At 56.4% G+C, this 17,673-nt stretch carries 14 protein-coding genes; 5 read left to right on the forward strand and 9 right to left on the reverse strand.

Going from position 1 to position 17,673, the window contains the following annotated elements; genetic code table 11:
* The first annotated feature begins 213 nt into the window (after positions 1 to 213).
* Positions 214 to 1,254 (forward strand): oxidoreductase, encoded by a 1,041-nt coding sequence (locus H7R76_RS10795; protein ID WP_182967721.1) that lies wholly within the window; start codon positions 214 to 216, stop codon positions 1,252 to 1,254.
* A 47-nt stretch (positions 1,255 to 1,301) separates the two neighbouring features.
* On the opposite strand, the gene add is transcribed toward H7R76_RS10795, so the two are convergent.
* The 3 genes from add to H7R76_RS10810 form a co-directional block, all read right to left on the reverse strand.
* On the reverse strand, positions 1,302 to 2,303 hold the full coding sequence (gene add / locus H7R76_RS10800; protein ID WP_182930502.1) for an adenosine deaminase: 1,002 nt from the start codon (positions 2,301 to 2,303) through the stop codon (positions 1,302 to 1,304).
* Between the two features lie 198 nt (positions 2,304 to 2,501).
* Positions 2,502 to 3,044, reverse strand: a complete 543-nt coding sequence (cybB, locus tag H7R76_RS10805; protein WP_182967723.1) for a cytochrome b561 — start codon at positions 3,042 to 3,044, stop codon at positions 2,502 to 2,504.
* Positions 3,045 to 3,353: 309 nt separating this feature from the next.
* Entirely contained in the window at positions 3,354 to 3,737 is a 384-nt protein-coding gene (locus tag H7R76_RS10810) for a VOC family protein (RefSeq protein WP_182930503.1), read from the reverse strand.
* Positions 3,738 to 3,856: 119 nt separating this feature from the next.
* On the opposite strand from H7R76_RS10810, the gene H7R76_RS10815 reads away from it, so the two are divergent.
* A complete protein-coding gene (locus H7R76_RS10815) occupies positions 3,857 to 4,627 on the forward strand; it encodes a DeoR/GlpR family DNA-binding transcription regulator (protein ID WP_106927051.1) in 771 nt (256 codons plus the stop codon).
* 42 nt (positions 4,628 to 4,669) lie between these two features.
* On the opposite strand, the gene H7R76_RS10820 is transcribed toward H7R76_RS10815, so the two are convergent.
* Together H7R76_RS10820 and malX are read right to left on the reverse strand one after the other, a co-directional pair.
* Entirely contained in the window at positions 4,670 to 5,842 is a 1,173-nt protein-coding gene (locus tag H7R76_RS10820; RefSeq protein WP_182967725.1) for a MalY/PatB family protein, read from the reverse strand.
* Between the two features lie 66 nt (positions 5,843 to 5,908).
* Positions 5,909 to 7,501: a maltose/glucose-specific PTS transporter subunit IIBC gene (gene malX / locus H7R76_RS10825; protein WP_106926838.1), complete on the reverse strand. Its 1,593-nt coding sequence runs from the start codon at positions 7,499 to 7,501 to the stop codon at positions 5,909 to 5,911.
* Between the two features lie 176 nt (positions 7,502 to 7,677).
* Here malX and H7R76_RS10830 point away from each other — a divergent pair, with 176 nt between their 5' ends.
* Positions 7,678 to 8,706: a Mal regulon transcriptional regulator MalI gene (locus tag H7R76_RS10830; protein WP_182967727.1), complete on the forward strand. Its 1,029-nt coding sequence runs from the start codon at positions 7,678 to 7,680 to the stop codon at positions 8,704 to 8,706.
* A 50-nt stretch (positions 8,707 to 8,756) separates the two neighbouring features.
* On the opposite strand, the gene H7R76_RS10835 is transcribed toward H7R76_RS10830, so the two are convergent.
* Positions 8,757 to 10,280, reverse strand: coding sequence for a YdgA family protein (locus H7R76_RS10835; RefSeq protein WP_182967729.1), 1,524 nt, complete (start codon positions 10,278 to 10,280; stop codon positions 8,757 to 8,759).
* Between the two features lie 98 nt (positions 10,281 to 10,378).
* On the reverse strand, positions 10,379 to 11,557 hold the full coding sequence (gene manA, locus H7R76_RS10840; protein ID WP_106926844.1) for a mannose-6-phosphate isomerase: 1,179 nt from the start codon (positions 11,555 to 11,557) through the stop codon (positions 10,379 to 10,381).
* 198 nt (positions 11,558 to 11,755) lie between these two features.
* Here manA and fumA point away from each other — a divergent pair, with 198 nt between their 5' ends.
* Positions 11,756 to 13,402 (forward strand): class I fumarate hydratase FumA, encoded by a 1,647-nt coding sequence (fumA, locus tag H7R76_RS10845; protein ID WP_182967731.1) that lies wholly within the window; start codon positions 11,756 to 11,758, stop codon positions 13,400 to 13,402.
* A gap of 103 nt (positions 13,403 to 13,505) precedes the next feature.
* Positions 13,506 to 14,909 carry a class II fumarate hydratase gene (gene fumC / locus H7R76_RS10850; RefSeq protein WP_182967733.1) on the forward strand — a complete coding sequence of 468 codons (1,404 nt, stop codon included), beginning with the start codon at positions 13,506 to 13,508 and terminating at the stop codon, positions 14,907 to 14,909.
* On the opposite strand, the gene tus is transcribed toward fumC, so the two are convergent.
* Positions 14,906 to 15,838, reverse strand: a complete 933-nt coding sequence (gene tus / locus H7R76_RS10855) for a DNA replication terminus site-binding protein (RefSeq protein WP_182930522.1) — start codon at positions 15,836 to 15,838, stop codon at positions 14,906 to 14,908. The genes fumC and tus overlap by 4 nt on opposite strands.
* Before the next feature lie 86 nt (positions 15,839 to 15,924).
* On the reverse strand, positions 15,925 to 17,226 hold the full coding sequence (gene rstB, locus H7R76_RS10860) for a two-component system sensor histidine kinase RstB (RefSeq protein ID WP_182928662.1): 1,302 nt from the start codon (positions 17,224 to 17,226) through the stop codon (positions 15,925 to 15,927).
* Between the last annotated feature and the right edge of the window lie 447 nt (positions 17,227 to 17,673).

A 17,673-nucleotide genomic window follows, 5' to 3' on the forward strand; every position in this document is an offset into this window, starting at 1 on the left:
GAAGTAACGCCAGACCAGGATATTAGCGCGCTCATGCCACAACGCAAGTTTTCAGCGGGATCGATTCCACGGGCGTTGTTTTTTTAATCGATTCTCGGGGAGGCAAGCCATAATGTTATTAAAGTGTTGTGCATTATCGCCAGATGAGGTCAAATAAGAAATCGATTACAAAATAAAAATACCCCCTTAAACTTCACCAGTGAGGCTGCAAATATGAGTGACTCAATCCGCGTTGGACTCGTAGGCTATGGCTATGCCAGTAAAACGTTTCATGCGCCGCTCATCTGCGGCACGCCGGGGATGACGCTGGCGGCTGTCTCAAGCAGCGATGCCGGTAAGGTTCACGCAGATTGGCCTACGGTCAGCGTGGTCTCCGATCCTCAGGCGCTGTTCCACGACCCCAGCATTGATCTGGTCGTGATTCCTACGCCTAACGATACGCACTATCCGTTGGCGAAAGCGGCGCTGGAGGCAGGGAAAAACGTCGTGGCCGACAAACCCTTCACAGTGACACTGTCACAGGCTCGCGAGCTGGATGCGCTGGCAAAGCAGCAGGGCAAGCTGCTGTCGGTATTTCATAACCGCCGCTGGGACAGCGATTTTCTGACGGTGAAAGCGCTGATCAATGAAGGTAAGCTCGGTGACGTCACTTACTTTGAGTCGCACTTTGACCGCTATCGTCCGCAGGTGCGCGCGCGCTGGCGCGAGCAGGCCGGGCTCGGTAGCGGTATCTGGTACGATTTGGGCCCTCATCTGCTGGATCAGGCGGTCAATCTGTTTGGCCTGCCGCACAGCCTGTATGTCGATCTCGGTCAGCTGCGCCCGGGTGCGCAGGCCACCGACTACTTTCATGCCGTATTGACCTGGCCGCAGCGTCGCGTGGTGCTGCACGGCACGCTGCTGGCGGCGGCGGAAACGGCGCGCTACATCGTACATGGCTCGCAGGCCAGTTATATGAAGTTTGGCCTCGATCCGCAGGAAGATAGGCTGAAAAGCGGCGAACGTCTGCCGCAGGCCGACTGGGGCTATGATATGCGAGACGGTATCCTGACGACGGTTGACGGGGAAACGCGGGTAGAAGAGAACTGGCTGACGCTGCCGGGTAACTATCCGGCATACTACGCGGGCATTCGTGATGCGCTTAACGGAATCGGCGAAAACCCGGTACCGGCGGGCCAGGCGATTCAGATTATGGAGCTGATTGAGCTGGGTATCGAATCGGCGAAACATCGCGCGGCGCTGGCGCTGGTCTAACGAAACGGTAATAAAGACCCCGGCAGCGGCGGCTGCCGGGGAGCAGGTTATCCGCGCTGGACGCGGGCGATCAGCGCCTGCTTTTCTGCCGCAGAGAGGAATGCCATCTCCAGCCCGTTAATCTGCGCCTGACGGATTTGTGCAGCCGTGAGGCCTGCCGCCGGTGCCGCCACGCGGTATTCGTGCTGGATATCAATGCCCTGTACCGCCGGGTCGTCCGTATTCAGACTGGCCAGCACGCCATGCTCGAGGAACGTTTTCAGCGGATGCTGCGCCAACGACGGTACGGTGCTGGTCTGGATATTGGAGGTCAGACAGGATTCGATGCCGATACCTTTTTCCGCAAGGAAATCCATCAGCGCCGGATCCTGAACCGCTTTTACGCCATGACCGATACGCTCGGCGCCTAAATCGCGAATCGCCTGCCAGATGCTTTCCGGGCCGGCAGCTTCGCCCGCGTGCACGGTAATGTGCCAGCCTGCATCGCGTGCGCGGCTGAAGTGTTCCAGGAACAGATGCCCCGGGAAACCGAGCTCATCGCCGGCCAGATCGAGGGCGGTAATACCGTCGCGGTGCGCCAGCAGGGCGTTCAGCTCTTCTTCACAGGCGGCTTCGCCAAAGGTGCGACTCATAATGCCAATCAGGCGCGCATCAACGTTAAACGCGCGACTGCCTTCTTTCACCCCGGCAATCACCGCTTCAACCACGCCGTCAACCGGCAAACCGTGGTTCATTGCCATATAACGCGGGGAAAAACGTAGCTCAACGTAGTGCAGGCCATTACGCGCGGCGTCTTCTACGTTCTCGTACGCGACGCGGCGGCAGGCGTCTAATGATGCCAGAACCTTCACGCCCCAATCGAGCTTGCTGAGGAAACTCACCAGATCGGGTTCATTGCTGGTGACCTGAACGTGCGGCAGCAGTGCGTCGAGCGTAGACGCAGGCAGCGTCAGATTGTACTGGCGGCCGAGATCAAGAATGGTTTGGGCGCGAATGTTTCCGTCGAGATGGCGGTGAACGTCAGTTAGGGGCAGGTTGGTATCAATCATGATAGCACTCGAGTTTTAGTTAAAGTGCAAATCATTATACCATAGGAAGATAACTGATTAAAAGTATTGAAAAAATTGCGAGGATACAGGGATTTGGCTGTACGACGATGAATTTTTAGCAGTGTGTATTTTGCGGCTTTCAGGTCAACGGGCCGCAGATTCCAGCCCGTTGACCGTCGTGTCTAACCCGGTTTGTCGTTATTTTTTGTGGCTTGATATGGGCAGCATTCTCAGCAGCGTATTATCACGCATGATGTAATGGTGGAATAATGCCGCCAGCGCGTGCAGACCAATTAAAAAATAACCCGCGTTGGCAATTAATTCATGCCACTCTTTTAAATTGTGCTGAATATCTTGATTCGGGACTTCGGCAACCGGTAGGGCGATACCAAAAAAGGACCATGCCACCTGGCCGAAATACAACGAGGCCATTCCCAGCAACGGCAAGGCGAGAAACATTAAATAGAGCAACCCGTGCACGGACTTTGAGGCCGCAATCTGCCAGCGCGGCGGCGTGGGGGTAATTTCAGGGTCGCGGTGGGTGATTTTTAACACCACTCTGACCAGCATCAACAACAAAACGCTCAGCCCCGCCGTGTAGTGGATTAACGCTATTGTTGCGCGGGCTGGGCTGCCTTTAGGGGCAAAGCCTTTCAGCTCCATGGCGGCATAGGCGATGATAATCAGGATCAGGACGAGCCAGTGCATCAGGATCTGGCTTTTGGCGAAGGTTCTTTTCACGGTGATGTCCTTTTAATATGTGATAATTGATTATCAATAAACAACCTTAAGCACACCTTAACTTTGATAAAGAAAGTCTGGCCGCAAAAACGGGGTTCTTAAAATATAAACAAGTATAAGCCGCCATACGACCGTCTGCGTCATGTGGGGGGGTAACCGTTATCTCGTCAGATATTTTTCGCCTTCCGTCCCCTGAAAACAATGACGGCAATCCATCTACCGTTTTCCGACCGGCATTTTAATCTCTGCATCTCACTATGCAGATTTTTTACGTATCAATCATCGCGCGCTGGCGAACATCCCACGGTATCAGGCGACGATCTCGATAAGATTACCGTCCGGATCTTTAATCACCGCTTCATAATATCCGTCGCCGGTGGTACGTGGGGGGGAGACCAGAATATGCTGCTCCGCTCCGCGCGCCGCCAGCGCATCAACGGCCTCCTTGCTGCCGACCGAAATCGCCAGATGTACCCATCCGGTGGTGTTGTTATCGGGCTGCGCAATCTGTAGCCCGGGTTTGCTCATCAACTCGATGGCAATGGATTCATTGACGGTCACAAAGTATGACTCGAACCCCGGGTTCGTTTTGCTGCGGTACTTCTCGTTGATTTTCCCGTCAAAAAACGTCACCCAAAAACGCGCCTGTGCTTCCAGCGCCTGCGTCCAAAGCGCAACGTGTGCAATTTTCATGTCCGATCTCCAGAAGGTTTTAACGTACGCAACGGCGAAAGTCAGGGCGGGTTGACAGTCACTGTTGCAATGCACGATTATGCTTATTATTGCTCGGTTTAATGATTAAAGGTAATTTCATGCTCGATTATGCAGCTTTTCCGGATCAACGACAAGCCTTGATTCGCCAGGCGCTCGGGCAGCAAGGCCGGGTTGTTTGTGCTGAACTGGCCGTGCAGTTGGGGGTGTCTGAACACACTATTCGCCGTGATTTACATGAACTGAGTAAGGAAGGCGTGTGTAAGAAGGTTTACGGCGGTGCTGTCGCGACGCTGCCTGATACCGGTAGCTTTATTGAACGAAAAACACAAAAGGCGGATGTAAAGAGCATCATCGCGCATAAATGTGCACAACTTATCAAACCCAATAGCTGCGTGTTTATTGATTCCGGTACCACCAATCTGGCGCTGGCTGAGGCGATTGACGACACGTTGGTTCTGACGGCAGTGACCAATTCGCCGGAAATCGCCTGCGCGCTGCTTAAAAAGCCGCGCTGTGAGGTGATCATGTTAGGCGGCGGGATCCAGCGCAGCAGCGGTGGCAGCGTAGGGGCCGCGGCGCTGGCGCAGGTCAACGACATTCTTTTCGATCAGGGGTTTATTGGCGGCTGTGCCATGGCTCCGGAGTCGGGGCTGACCGGATTCGACTATGCAGACTGCGCATTCAAGAAAGCGGTTATCCCGCAATGTAGCGAAATTATTGTTGGATTGACGGCCGATAAAATTCCCGCCGTCGCGCGCTACGTGGTCGCCGGCTGTCGGCAAATAGACGTGCTGGTGGTCGAGGAAAGCGTACGTCAGCAATATGCCGAGGCTTTTGCGCCCTACGAGATTTTGCTGCACGGTGTGTAGCGCGAGAAAATACGCAACGCCGGGCGACGTTGCGCGATGGGATTAGTGCAGAGTGCGGATAGCGGCAATCAGGCGTTCCACGCCTTGCTCAAGCTTCACGCGCGGGCACCCCGCGTTGAGGCGAATGAAGCCGTTGCCTTCATTACCGTAGGTGTAGCCGGGCATTATCGCCACTTTTTGCTGTTTGATCAGCACATCCTGCAGCGCACGATCGTCAATATTGAGCGGGCGTAAATCAATCCATGCCAGATAAGTTGCCTGCGGAGCTTGCCACTGTAGCGCCGGAAACGCTGCGTTAAGCGTTTGCTGGAGATAGCGCATATTGCCCTGCAAATAATCACGCAACGCGTCCAGCCACGGTTCGCCGTGCCGATAGGCGGCAATATGCGCGACCAGTGCGGGAACGGACGGCGAGGAGAGGCCGTCACGGCTTTTTAATGCGTTGAGATAATCATTGCGTGCGCCTTCGTCGTCGATCAGCCCGTATGCGCCGGTAAAAGCCGGAATATTGAAGCTTTTGGAGCCGGAGGTGAACAGCGCCCACGGCCCTTGTGCGACGTCGCACCACGGGATATGGCGATGACCGTCCCACGTCATGTCCATGTGAATTTCATCGCTGATCACCCGAACGTTGTGTTTTGCGCACAGCGCCGCCATCGTTTGCAGTTCTTCACGGGTCCAGACTTTACCGGTTGGGTTTTGCGGGCTGCACAGCAGCAGGATGCGGTTTTGCGGCTGCGATAGCGCGGCCTCCAGCACGTTCATATCGCAGAACCACTGGCCGTCGCGTTGATGAAGCGGAACGCCTACCACTTCGCGCTGATTGCCTTCAATCGTTTTAAAGAAGGCATCGTAGGCCGGCGTGTGAACCACAATGCCGTCGCCGGGGGCTGACCACTGACGAATCATCTCGGCGACCATGTAAATCACCGATGGCCCGTAGACGATGCTGTTGGTGTCGATGGTGCTGTGAAAGCGGTGGGCATACCAGTGGGCAATAGCCGGTAAAAACTCGTCGTTCTTCCAGCGGCTGTAGCCAAATACGCCGTGAGATAAACGCTTGCTGAGCGCGTCGAGAATGCAGGGGGCGGTGGCAAAATCCATATCCGAGATGGTGAACGGCAGCAGGTCAGCGTCGCCGAAGCGGTCGGCAACATAGTCCCACTGGGTGCACCAGGTGCCATGTCGGTCAATCACCGTTGAGAAGTCAAACATGTGAGGGTCCTCACGAAGAAAAGAGGTGAGCTATTGTGCCCCCGCAGCGGGCGGGGGCAAAGTGGTTTACGCCTGTACGGAATGCATCAATACCGACATTTCATCTTTCACCGACTGAACCTGCGGGCCGATGACAACCTGGAGATTGTGCTGGTTGAGCTTAACCACCCCAATCGCCCGGTTGGCCTTGAGCGCATCGACGTTGACTTTGTCCATATCGCTGACCGACAGACGCAGACGGGTGATGCAGTTATCGAGCGAAACAATGTTCTCTGCGCCGCCCAGTGCGGACAGGATTGCCGGAACGTTGTAGCCGGATTTGCCGGTTGCGCCGCTGGTAACGTGCTCTGCGGCCGGTGCGTTGTCGATATCACGGCCCGGCGTTTTAATGTTAAAGCGCACGATAGCGAAGCGGAAAATGGCGTAGTACACGGCGAACCAGACCGCTGCCACTACCGGTACCAGATACCACTTGGTAGACAGACCGTGCAGAATACCGAACACCACGAAGTCAATAATGTTGCCGTCGGTGTTACCGATGGTGACGCCAAGAATCGCCATCATGGTGAAGCCCAGGCCGGTCAACAGCGCGTGAATGACGTACAGTACCGGTGCCACGAACAGGAACAGGAATTCCAGCGGTTCCGTGGTGCCGCCGACGACACAGGCAATGACGCCAGAAATCAGCAGGCCTTTAATTTTATGACGGTTTTCCGGGCGAGCGCAGTGGTACATCGCCAGCGCAGCGCCGGGCAGGCCGCCGAGGAAGGCCGGCATTTTACCCTGCGACAGGAAGCGGGTAGCGCTTTCGGAGAAGCCGTGGGTTGTTGGGCAGCTTAACTGGGCCTGGAAAATCGTCAGCGCGCCGCTGACGCTGTGACCGCAGACGTCCATGGTTCCGCCGGCTTCGGTAAAGCGGATCAATGCCACCAGAATGTGGTGCAGGCCGAACGGTAGCAGCAGACGTTCACCGGTACCAAAAATCATCGGACCAAAATCGCCCGCGCTGTTGATCACGTGACCCAGCGCGTTAATGCCCATGGCGAAAATCGGCCACACCAGCGGGATCACCAGACCGACCAGGCCCAGGACCACGGTAGTAATAATCGGCACGAAGCGGGTACCGCCGAAAAACGCCAGCGCATCCGGCAGGCGGATGGTGTGGAAACGTTCGTGCAGCATCCAGACGATGATCCCGCAGATTACCGCGCCGAGAATACCGGTGTCGATGGACTGAATACCGATAATGTTCTGGATGTTGTTGGCTTTCAGAATGGCGGCGTCGGTGGTCGGCAGAATGCCTTTGGCCGTCAACCAGAAGTTTACCGCCAGGTTCATGACCGCGTAGCCGACGAAACCGGCAAAGGCCGCAACGCCTTTATTGTCACGCGCCAGACCCAGCGGGATGGCAATACAGAACATCACTGGCAGGAAGCTGAACGCGAATGAGCCAACTTTGCTCATCCAGATAAAGACTGCTTGCAGGAACGGGGTATCGAGCCATGGCAGTAGCGTGATGACGTCATGGCTGCTTAATGAGCTGCCGATACCGAGCATAATCCCACAGAAGGAGAGCAGCGCGACCGGCAGCATAAAGGTTTTGCCAAGCTGCTGGAAGAACTCCCAGAGGGTGACTTTTGGTGCGGTTTTCGCCGTCATGAAACGACTCCTTAATCCTGAAAAAAGGTTTCTGGTAATTTCGGTAAAGGAAGATAAAACGTTTTATCAATTTTTAGTGAGAAACAAATCACAAAAGCAATGGATAATACAGTTTATAAAGTATACCTAGAGATAAAACGTTTTATCGGATAAGCAAAAGGAGTCGCGCAGGCGCTATGGCGATTGCAAAGAAAGTCACCATTAACGATGTTGCGCTGGCGGCAGGCGTTTCCGTCAGCACCGTTTCGCTGGTCCTGAGCGGCAAGGGGCGTATCTCGTCGGCCACGGGGGAACGGGTTTATCAGGCGATTGACCAGTTGGGCTTCGTGCGCAACCGCCAGGCGGTGTCGCTGCGCGGCGGGCAAACCGGCGTGATTGGTCTGATTGTCGGCGATCTGTCATCACCGTTTTATGCGGAACTGACGGCGGGGTTAACCGCCGCCCTCGAGTCGCAGGGGAAAATGGTCTTTTTGACCCAGGGGGGCAACTGCGGCGAGCAAATGCTCCAGCGTTTTGAAGCGCTGGTGTCGCAGGGCGTCGACGGCGTGGTGATTGCCGGTTCGGTCGACCGGGCCGCAGAACTGCGGGTCAAAGCCGCTGAAACCGAGACGCCGCTGGTGTTTGCCTCCCGCGCCAGCTATCTCGACGAGGTCGACATTATTCGTCCGGATAACATGCAGGCGGCCCAACTGGTGACCGAGCATCTGATTCGGCGCGGCCATCAGCGTATTGCCTGGCTGGGTGGGCAAAGTTCATCGCTGACCCGCGCGGAGCGGGTGGGCGGCTACTGCGCAACGCTTATCAAGTACGGCCTGCCGTTCCATAGCGATTGGGTGCTGGAGTGCGAGTCCAGCCAGAAACAGGCGGCGGAAGCGATTACCGGCCTGCTGCGCCACAACCAGACCATCACCGCGGTGCTGTGTTACAACAGCGTGATTGCGGTAGGCGCGTGGTTCGGCCTGATGCGCGCCGGTAAGCAGAGCGGCGAAGACAGCGTTGAAAGTTATTATGAGCAGCGGGTCACGCTGGCGGCGTTTGCTGAGGTGCCGGAGCAGGCGCTTGACGATGTGCCCTTAACCTGGGTAACGACGCCTGCCCGTGACATGGGCAAAAGCGTGGCGGAGCGCATTTTGCAGCGCATTGAAACCGGCCAGGGCGAGGCGCGAAATCTGATTATGCCGCCACGGCTGGTGGTGAGAAAATAAAAAAGCCCCAATTCGGGGCTTTTCGCGGGGGCCGTAGGCTTATCTGCGGCTTACTGTGCCGGCGTCTCTGCCGGCGCGTCCGCCGGTTCTTCCGGGTCGGCCAGCGTCGGGATCCCGAACATACCGACAAAATCATCCAACGGCATTTTCTGCCCGTTCAGGGTGACCTGGCCTGAGGCATACTGCAGGCTGCTGTTGATGGCGTCATCCTGGGTGGTGGTCAGACGGAACATTTGCCCCATCGCGGCCAGCCCCTGAATTTGCTGTTTGGCCAGCTTAGCGGCTTCTTCCTGCTGATAGCCTTCCAGCTGCGCCACCTGGGTCATCAGTTCGACAGCCATGTCCGTTGGGATATTCAGCTTCGCGTCCAGCGATTTCACGCCGCGATCGACCTGTTGTGACAGCGTCTGCGCTTCGCCGGTAGCCTGCGCCGGGTCTTTCAGCGCCAGCGACAGGTTCAGCGAACTTTCCCCTTTGGCATTTTTCCAGCTCAGCGGTGACAGTGTCACTACTGGGTCACCTTTCAGCAGGATTGGCAGCGAGCTGAACAGTGCATCTACCGCTTTTTGCTGATACAGCTCCGGGTTTTTTGCCAGGTCCGGCTGCGCCATTAGCGCCTGGGTCTGCGCCTGATACTGCTGGCTGAACTGATGCATGGCGACACCGTCAATGCCGTCGACCTTCAGGGTGAGCTGTCCGCTGCCGAAGTCTTTGTTTTGCAGCTTCAGGCTGTTAAGCGAGTAGTCGAGCTGGCTGTTGATTTTTTTGCCGTCGGCGGTCAGTTCAGACTTACCGGCAATGCGCATACCGTTGAGCTCGGCGAGATCTTTACCTTCCACGCTCATCGCCAGACGTTCGACGCTCAGCGTCTGATCGCCGATGCGTTCATCAAACGAGGTCAGTTTGCTCGAACCGTCGGTTTTCAGGTTGTTAAAGGTAAACTGCACCTTCTGATCGTATTCGTTGACCGCGTTAACCTGGCCGCTCTTCGCTTCGCCGGTCAGCGACACCAGGCTACCCTGGCTGTCGGCGGAGAGAACGAATTCGCCGCCGCTGAAGGTCACTTTATCGGTGTCTTTCTCGTAATCCAGTGGCTTGAGGGTAATAGCCGACTCGGTATCACCGCCGTAGCTAATACGGGTATTGATATCGAACGGCGATTGCCCTTTGGCGATATCGAATAGCGGTTTGGTGACATCGTTGTTGACCAGTACGGTGTTAACCGACGCCATGGCTGGCGCCAGATTGAAGGATTTTAACGATGCCAGCGGGAAGGGGCCGTGGCTGACGGTTTCATCGAGCAGTACGCTCTGGCCCGGTTTCAGCCATGAATTTTCGGCCCCCGTCAGCGGCTTGACCACCATTTTCAGCTGACTGCTGAACACGCCGCGCTGATAGTCCTGGTAGCTCAGTTCAAGGCCCGCTTCCGGCGCGGTCAGCTTCAACTGGGCGTTCGCCTGTGAGACCATTTCGGCGATGCGTGATTCCAGCTGTTTACCCGTGTACCAGGCTCCGCCCGTCCAGATAACCCCCAAAGCAACAATGATGCCTACAGCAACCCGCGTTTTTTTCATCGTATTTGTCCGTAAAAATGAAACCAGGCGAATAGGCCGCCTGGTTAAGTCATAAGGCTATGCGAAAGAGTAGCAAGCCTGTCCAGAAACTTCAGTATTTACTTTAACTTATTATAGACGCGCGCTAAGCGGCCGCTGCCGCTGACCTGAATCGGTGACTCATTGGCGGCGACAAACGCCGACTCGCCCGGTTTTAGCACCAACTGCTGGCCATTTTTATGCAGTACAGACTCGCCCTCTAAGCAGAAGACGATCGCCGCGCCGTCCTGCGCCAGGTGGGTTTCGCTGGCGCTGAGGTCATGTAAAGAGAAAGCAAAATCATCGACCGGAATCGGGAAGTCCAGCTCGCTGCCGCGCTTCTCGGGCTGCGTTAACAGCGTGTTCGCCGGTTTGGCAACAAACTTAACGTTCGCCACCAGTTCCGGAATATCGATGTATTTCGGCGTCAGACCGGCGCGCAGTACGTTGTCGGAGTTCGCCATCACTTCCAGACCGGTACCGCGCAGGTAGGCGTGCGGCGTTTCGGCGTACAGGAACATGGCATCGCCCGGATTCAGCTTGACGATGTTCAGCAACAGCGGTGAGAACAGGCCGCTATCGTCAGGGTAGAACTCGGCAATCAGGCGGATGGCATCCCAGGCGTCGCCACGTTCGGCTTCCAGCGCACGACGCAGCACCTGCAGGGCGTGGGCTTTTTCTGCGCCCTGCATATTAAGCAGACCGGCAAACAGCGCGCTCAGGTTGTCGCCGTCGGGCTGCGCAATAAACTGACCGATCAGCGGGTTCGCGTCGGCGACCGGCGCCAGCAGCGCGGCGATCTGGCCGAATTCGCGGAAGGCATTCATCGCCAGGAAGGGGGTAAGGGCAAAGACCAGCTCAGGTTTGTGATTGGGATCTTTGTAGTTACGTTCCGCCGCGTCCAGTGCGATACCGGCGGCATTTTCTTTGGCAAAGCCGGTTTCCGCGGCCGTTTTGCTCGGATGCACCTGAATGGAAAGCGGCTGTGCGGCGCACAGGACTTTAAACAGGTAGGGTAATTCGCCAAAACGCGCGGCGACTTTCTCGCCTAGCAGCGCGGTTTTGTCGCCGTCAATCACCTCACGCAGTGAATGAACATTTCCCTGAGCATCGGCAATTTTTGAGCTGCTCTTCGGGTGCGCGCCCATCCACAGTTCCGCCATCGGCAGATCGTCAGGATTGGCCATTCCGTAGAGTTCCGTTAACGCAGTTTTGCTACCCCAGGCATAGTTTTGCACTGAGTTAATGAGTTTTTGCATTATCAAGCCCTGTTTCAATGTGGATTCTTTGCGACGTATTAAAGCAAAAAAAAGCGCGCGCGTATTCTCAAGAAATAAAAAGTCGTACTAGTCTCAGTTTTTGTTAAAAAATTGTGTACGATAGGGTAACTCGCTTTTAACCGGGCAAATGGAAAGACTGCCTTTAACAACATCATCAAAGCAGTAAGTGAGAGCACAATGTCGAATAAACCTTTTTATTATCAGGATCCTTTTCCGTTAAAAAAGGATGAGACCGAATACTATCTGTTGAGCAACGACTACGTTTCCGTCGCAGAATTTGAAGGGCAGGAAGTCCTCAAAGTTGCCCCGCAAGCGCTGACGCTCCTCGCCAAACACGCCTTCCACGACGCTTCCTTTATGCTCCGCCCCGCGCATCAGCAGCAGGTGGCCGATATCCTTAACGATCCGGAGGCCAGCGAAAACGACAAGCACGTGGCGCTGCAGTTCCTGCGTAACTCGGATATCGCCGCGAAGGGTATTCTGCCGACCTGCCAGGATACCGGCACGGCGATCATCATGGGTAAAAAAGGCCAGCGCGTCTGGACCGGCGGCGGTGATGAAGCGGCGCTGGCGCGCGGCGTGTATGACACCTTTATTGAAGATAACCTGCGCTACTCGCAGAACGCGCCTCTCGATATGTATAAAGAGGTCAACACCGGTACCAACCTGCCGGCGCAGATTGACCTCTACAGCGTCGATGGCGACGAATATAAGTTCCTGTGCATTGCCAAAGGTGGCGGCTCGGCGAACAAAACCTATCTGTATCAGGAAACCAAGGCGCTGATCACCCCGGCGAAGCTGAAAAGCTATCTGGTTGAGAAAATGCGTACCCTGGGAACCGCGGCCTGCCCGCCGTACCATATCGCATTCGTCATCGGCGGGACCTCCGCGGAAGCAACGCTGAAGACGGTGAAGCTAGCGTCCACGAAATACTACGATGGCCTACCGACCGAGGGGAACGAGCACGGTCAGGCCTTCCGCGACGTACAGCTGGAAAAAGAACTGCTGGAAGAGGCGCAGAACCTGGGGCTGGGTGCGCAGTTCGGCGGCAAGTACTTTGCCCACGATGTTCGGGTGATTCGTCTGCCGCGCCACGGTGCATCCTGCCCGGTGGGGATGGGCGTCTCGTGTTCCGCCGATCGTAACATCAAAGCGAAGATTAACCGTCACGGCATCTGGATTGAGAAACTGGAGAACAACCCGGGTAAATACATACCGGAATCGCTGCGTAAGGCGGGCGAAGGCGAAGCGGTGAAGGTTGACCTCAATCGCCCGATGAGCGAGATCCTCAAGCAGCTGTCTCAGTATCCGGTTTCCACTCGCCTGTCGCTGAGCGGCACCATTATCGTGGGGCGCGATATTGCCCACGCCAAGCTGAAAGAACGCATGGATAAAGGCGAAGGTCTACCGCAGTACATCAAAGATCATCCAATTTACTATGCCGGCCCGGCAAAAACGCCAGAGGGCTACGCGTCTGGCTCTTTGGGCCCAACCACCGCAGGCCGTATGGACTCCTACGTCGATCAGCTGCAGTCGGAAGGCGGCAGTATGATCATGCTGGCGAAAGGCAACCGTAGCCAGCAGGTCACCGATGCCTGCCACAAACACGGCGGGTTCTACCTCGGTAGCATCGGCGGCCCGGCGGCGGTACTGGCGCAGAGCAGTATTAAGAGCCTTGAATGCGTGGAGTACCCGGAGCTGGGAATGGAAGCCATCTGGAAAATTGAAGTAGAAGACTTCCCGGCGTTTATCCTCGTGGATGACAAAGGTAACGACTTCTTCCAGCAGATTCAGGCGTCGCAGTGCGCCCGCTGCGTGAAGTAATCCTTTCACCGCCCCTCGGGGCGGTTTTTTATTTGTACCATACTGATCTTAGCCTGCTTGAGCACTGTCACTTCACAATCACTTTGAATTCAAGGAGAAAGTAATGACAACGTCACGCCGCGAAAGCGATTCAATGGGCCCTATCGAGGTGCCCGCCGACAAACTGTGGGGCGCACAAACCCAACGCTCCCTGGAGCATTTTCGTATTTCCACGGAGAAAATGCCGCTTTCGCTGATTCACGCCCTGGCGCTGACCAAGCGCGCGGCGGCTAAGGTCAACCAGGATTTAGGCCTGCTCACCGCGGATAAAGCCGGTGCCATTATGGCGGCAGCCGATGAAGTGCTGCAAAACCGTCATCAGGATGAGTTCCCGCTGGCCATCTGGCAAACCGGTTCCGGCACACAAAGCAACATGAACATGAATGAGGTGCTGGCCAACCGCGCCAGCGAACTGCTGGGCGGCGAGCGCGGGATGGCTCGTAAGGTCCATCCGAACGATGACGTCAACAAAAGTCAGAGCTCTAACGACGTGTTCCCGACGGCGATGCACGTGGCGGCGGTCATCGCGCTGCGCGAACATCTTCTGGTGCAGCTTGCGATATTACAGGAAACGTTACGCCAGAAAGCCGAACGCTTCCGCGATATTGTCAAAATCGGCCGCACCCACCTTCAGGATGCCACGCCGCTGACCCTCGGGCAGGAGTTTTCCGGCTGGGTGGCCATGCTGGAGCACAATCGTCGTCATCTGGAGCAGAGCCTGCCGCACCTGAGCGAGCTGGCGCTGGGCGGGACGGCGGTGGGAACCGGGCTGAATACCCATCCTGAATATGCGGTTCGCGTGGCAAAAGAGCTGGCAGTGCTGACCGGGCAGCCGTTTGTAACGGCGCCGAACAAGTTTGAAGCGTTGGCCACCTGCGATGCGCTGGTGCATACCCACGGTGCGCTGAAAGGGCTGGCGGCATCGCTGATGAAAATTGCCAACGACGTGCGCTGGCTGGCATCGGGGCCGCGCTGCGGTATCGGTGAATTGTCGATACCGGAAAACGAACCGGGGTCGTCAATTATGCCAGGAAAGGTCAACCCAACCCAGTGTGAAGCCATGACCATGCTGTGCTGCCAGGTCATGGGCAACGATGTGGCGGTGAATATGGGCGGGGCATCCGGTAACTTTGAACTGAACGTCTACCGGCCGATGATTATTCATAACGTGCTGCAATCGCTGCGACTGCTGGCTGATGGCATGGAGAGCTTCAACGCGCACTGTGCGGTGGGCATTGAGCCAAACCGCGAGCGAATTGAGCAACTGCTTAATGAGTCGCTGATGCTGGTGACCGCGCTGAATACGCATATCGGCTACGATAAAGCGGCAGAAATCGCCAAGAAGGCGCACAAAGAGGGGCTGACGTTGAAAAATGCGGCGCTGGCTTTAGGCTATCTCAGCGCCGAAGAGTTCGATCTTTGGGTTCGTCCGCAGGAGATGGTAGGGAGCCTGCCGGGCCTGCGTTAATCGGTCGCGAGCCACAGATGAAGCCGCGGAATAAGCAGCTGTAGAGGCTGTGCCTGCGGCTTATGCCGGTGCTGTACATTATCGGCGTCGTAGTCCAGCAGCTCGCCCAGATCCGGTACGCTGACGCCGTTGCGCCCGCTGCTGACGGCAATCAGCGGGCCGGGGCAGGCGTACTGTATCTGCTTTTGTTCTCCGGCGTACCATACGCGCGCAATGGGCTGCACTTTCACCGGGCGTTTAATCTTCAGCCTGGCCTTTTGCGGCAGAGCGGCAATGTCCTGATATTCGCGCTCCAGCCGCGCCTGCCACTGTTCCCGCGTCCAGGGGGGCACGGCGCGGGGCGATTTCAGACTCTTCTCCAGCTGTGCCAACACCTCATCACGGGTCAGGTTTTTGATAATGTGCTTATTGGCCCAGCCAAAACGAATCGTGCTCGGGTCGTGCAGCAGGGTGAGCGAGCGGTAGGCGTTGAGGGTAATTAGCCCCGGTATATAGCGATGAACCCATTCGAAACGGGCCACCGACGGCAGGCCGGAATCAACGGTGATAATCTGTTCCAGCTCGGCTTTCAGACGGTTAATCAGCTGGACCCGGCGGCTGAGCGCATCGTGCTGTTCGCTGCCTGCCTGCAGGCAGATTGCGCCGGGCAAACGTACCGCGGCCTTACTGCTGCGGTTTTCCGACTGCTGCTGAATAAACAGGTGGCTGAAGTGCTGAAGCGCCATGGCAAACGCCGGCTGGCCGAGATGCTGGACAACCGGAATGCGCGACAGCGGGGCGTGCTCGGCGGTTTTCGGTACTTCCGGCAGCGCGAAGATGCGGGCAGTCAGCAGACGGCACGCAGACAGCTCGTTGCGCAGCTCGGCAAGGTTGCGTTCAAGCTGGCGGAAGGTGTCGGTTAAGCGCTCAACGAGATCGTAACTGGCCATGGTCGCGTTCCTCTGTTGTTAATTAGTTACAACATACTTTTGATGTTGTGACTATAATCCACGATTCGGCACCGTGCAAACCGCGGTCAGCTAGCCGCGGGCAGGGAAATAGAGTGGTAAATAGGCCATTGCAGACTGAAGCGCGCGCCGCCGAGCGGGCTGCTTTCGCAGCTAGCGTGTCCGCCCATGGCCGTGGCGATGGAGTGGACGATAGCCAGACCCAGGCCGCAGCCGCCGGTCGCGCGGTCGCGGCTGGGATCCAGGCGAACAAACGGTTCAAATACGCGCTCGCGTTCATCGGCGGCAATACCCGGGCCGTCGTCGTCCACCAGCAGGCAGGCCTGGCTTCCGCTGAGGGTCAGGCTGACCTGAATCTGGGACTGACTGTAACGCATGGCGTTATTGATCAGGTTATCGAGAACGCGTTCCATCAGGCGCATATCCAGCGCGCCGTAGTCGCCCTGGGTCAACTGCTTAAGCGTGATGTCTCGCTGCGGGTTCACCGCTTGCACATCTTCAACGTGCGCGGCTATCCAGCGCGGGAGGTCGGGAGTGGTCAGAGAAAGCTCGGTCTGCGGGCGATCAAGACGTGCGTAGGTCAGCAGTTCTTCAATCAGCGCTTCCAGCTGGCTAATATCGCGATTCAGCGCCTGAGACTCGGCTTCAGTCAGGTTCTCGCTCATCTCCAGACGGTAGCGCAGACGAACCAGCGGCGTACGCAGCTCGTGTGCAATGCCGTCAATCAGCTGCTTTTTGCTGGCGATAAGCGCATTGATATTGTCGGCCATCTGGTTAAAAGCAACGCCCAGCCGCTCGAAGCTGGATAAACTGTCGAAATGAATACGCTCCCCCAGATGCCCGTCGCCAAAGCGCTGCGCGGCGTTTTCCAGACGTAGCATATCCTGCCAGTGCGGGCGCATCCAGATGAATACCGGGAAGGCCAGCGAAATGGCGATAAACGCCATGAGGGCAATATCGAGTAGCCGCATCTCATGCATAAAGTACAAATACGGGACCGGGCCGACCGCCAGCACATAGTGGCTGCGCGGAATGCGCTGAATAAAGGTGTACTGATCGTCGAGCGCAACGATATCACCGGCGCGAAGGTGCTGCATGGCGCTATCGGCCAGCTGGAACTTGCTCAGTGGTTCAATGCGCAGATCGAAAGACAGGTTCAGATCCAGTTCGTTAAGCGTTTTGCTCCAGTTACGCGGCGGAATCTCACGCAGCTCGCTGCGCATCAGGTACAGCGAGCTTTTCATCAGGTCATCCAACGACTGACGCCCCGCACGCTCGGCGGTAAATTTGTAGACCAGCCCGACCAGCATCGTCATGACCAGAAAGCAGACAAACAGTAGCAGGTAAAACTGCACAAACAGCTTTTTCATCGAAAACCACCGAACGTTCAATAGGGTGTGGCGAGGGGGCGCATGACTCTGGCGTACAAACAGGCCAGAACGCTACCCAGCCGCCGGTTAGCAGCGTACCCGGGAGAGTACACTGTATTCATACTTTCTGCATGCAGCGCACGGGGTCACCGAGATAAATCGCCGCGGCTGTGGCCGGGGAAGCGGTGATTTCATTTGCCGATAAATCCCCCTAATACCACGCCGTTAGCCGCTGACGGTCATGCCGTCGACATATTGGGAGTGAATATAAACATAAGCACGGCAGGAAATAACGCGATCGATAAAGCCAATGCACGCTGATGGTGGCTTGTTAAACAATCATAGTCACGATCGGAATAATGACGAGATGATAGGAATATTCTTCTCGTCGTCTATTTGTGCATTATGTGCTGTTATATAAAATACAGTGCGGGCTCAGATCAAAAA

Source organism: Klebsiella sp. WP8-S18-ESBL-06, assembly GCF_014169755.1.
Lineage (GTDB): Bacteria > Pseudomonadota > Gammaproteobacteria > Enterobacterales > Enterobacteriaceae > Kluyvera > Kluyvera ascorbata_B.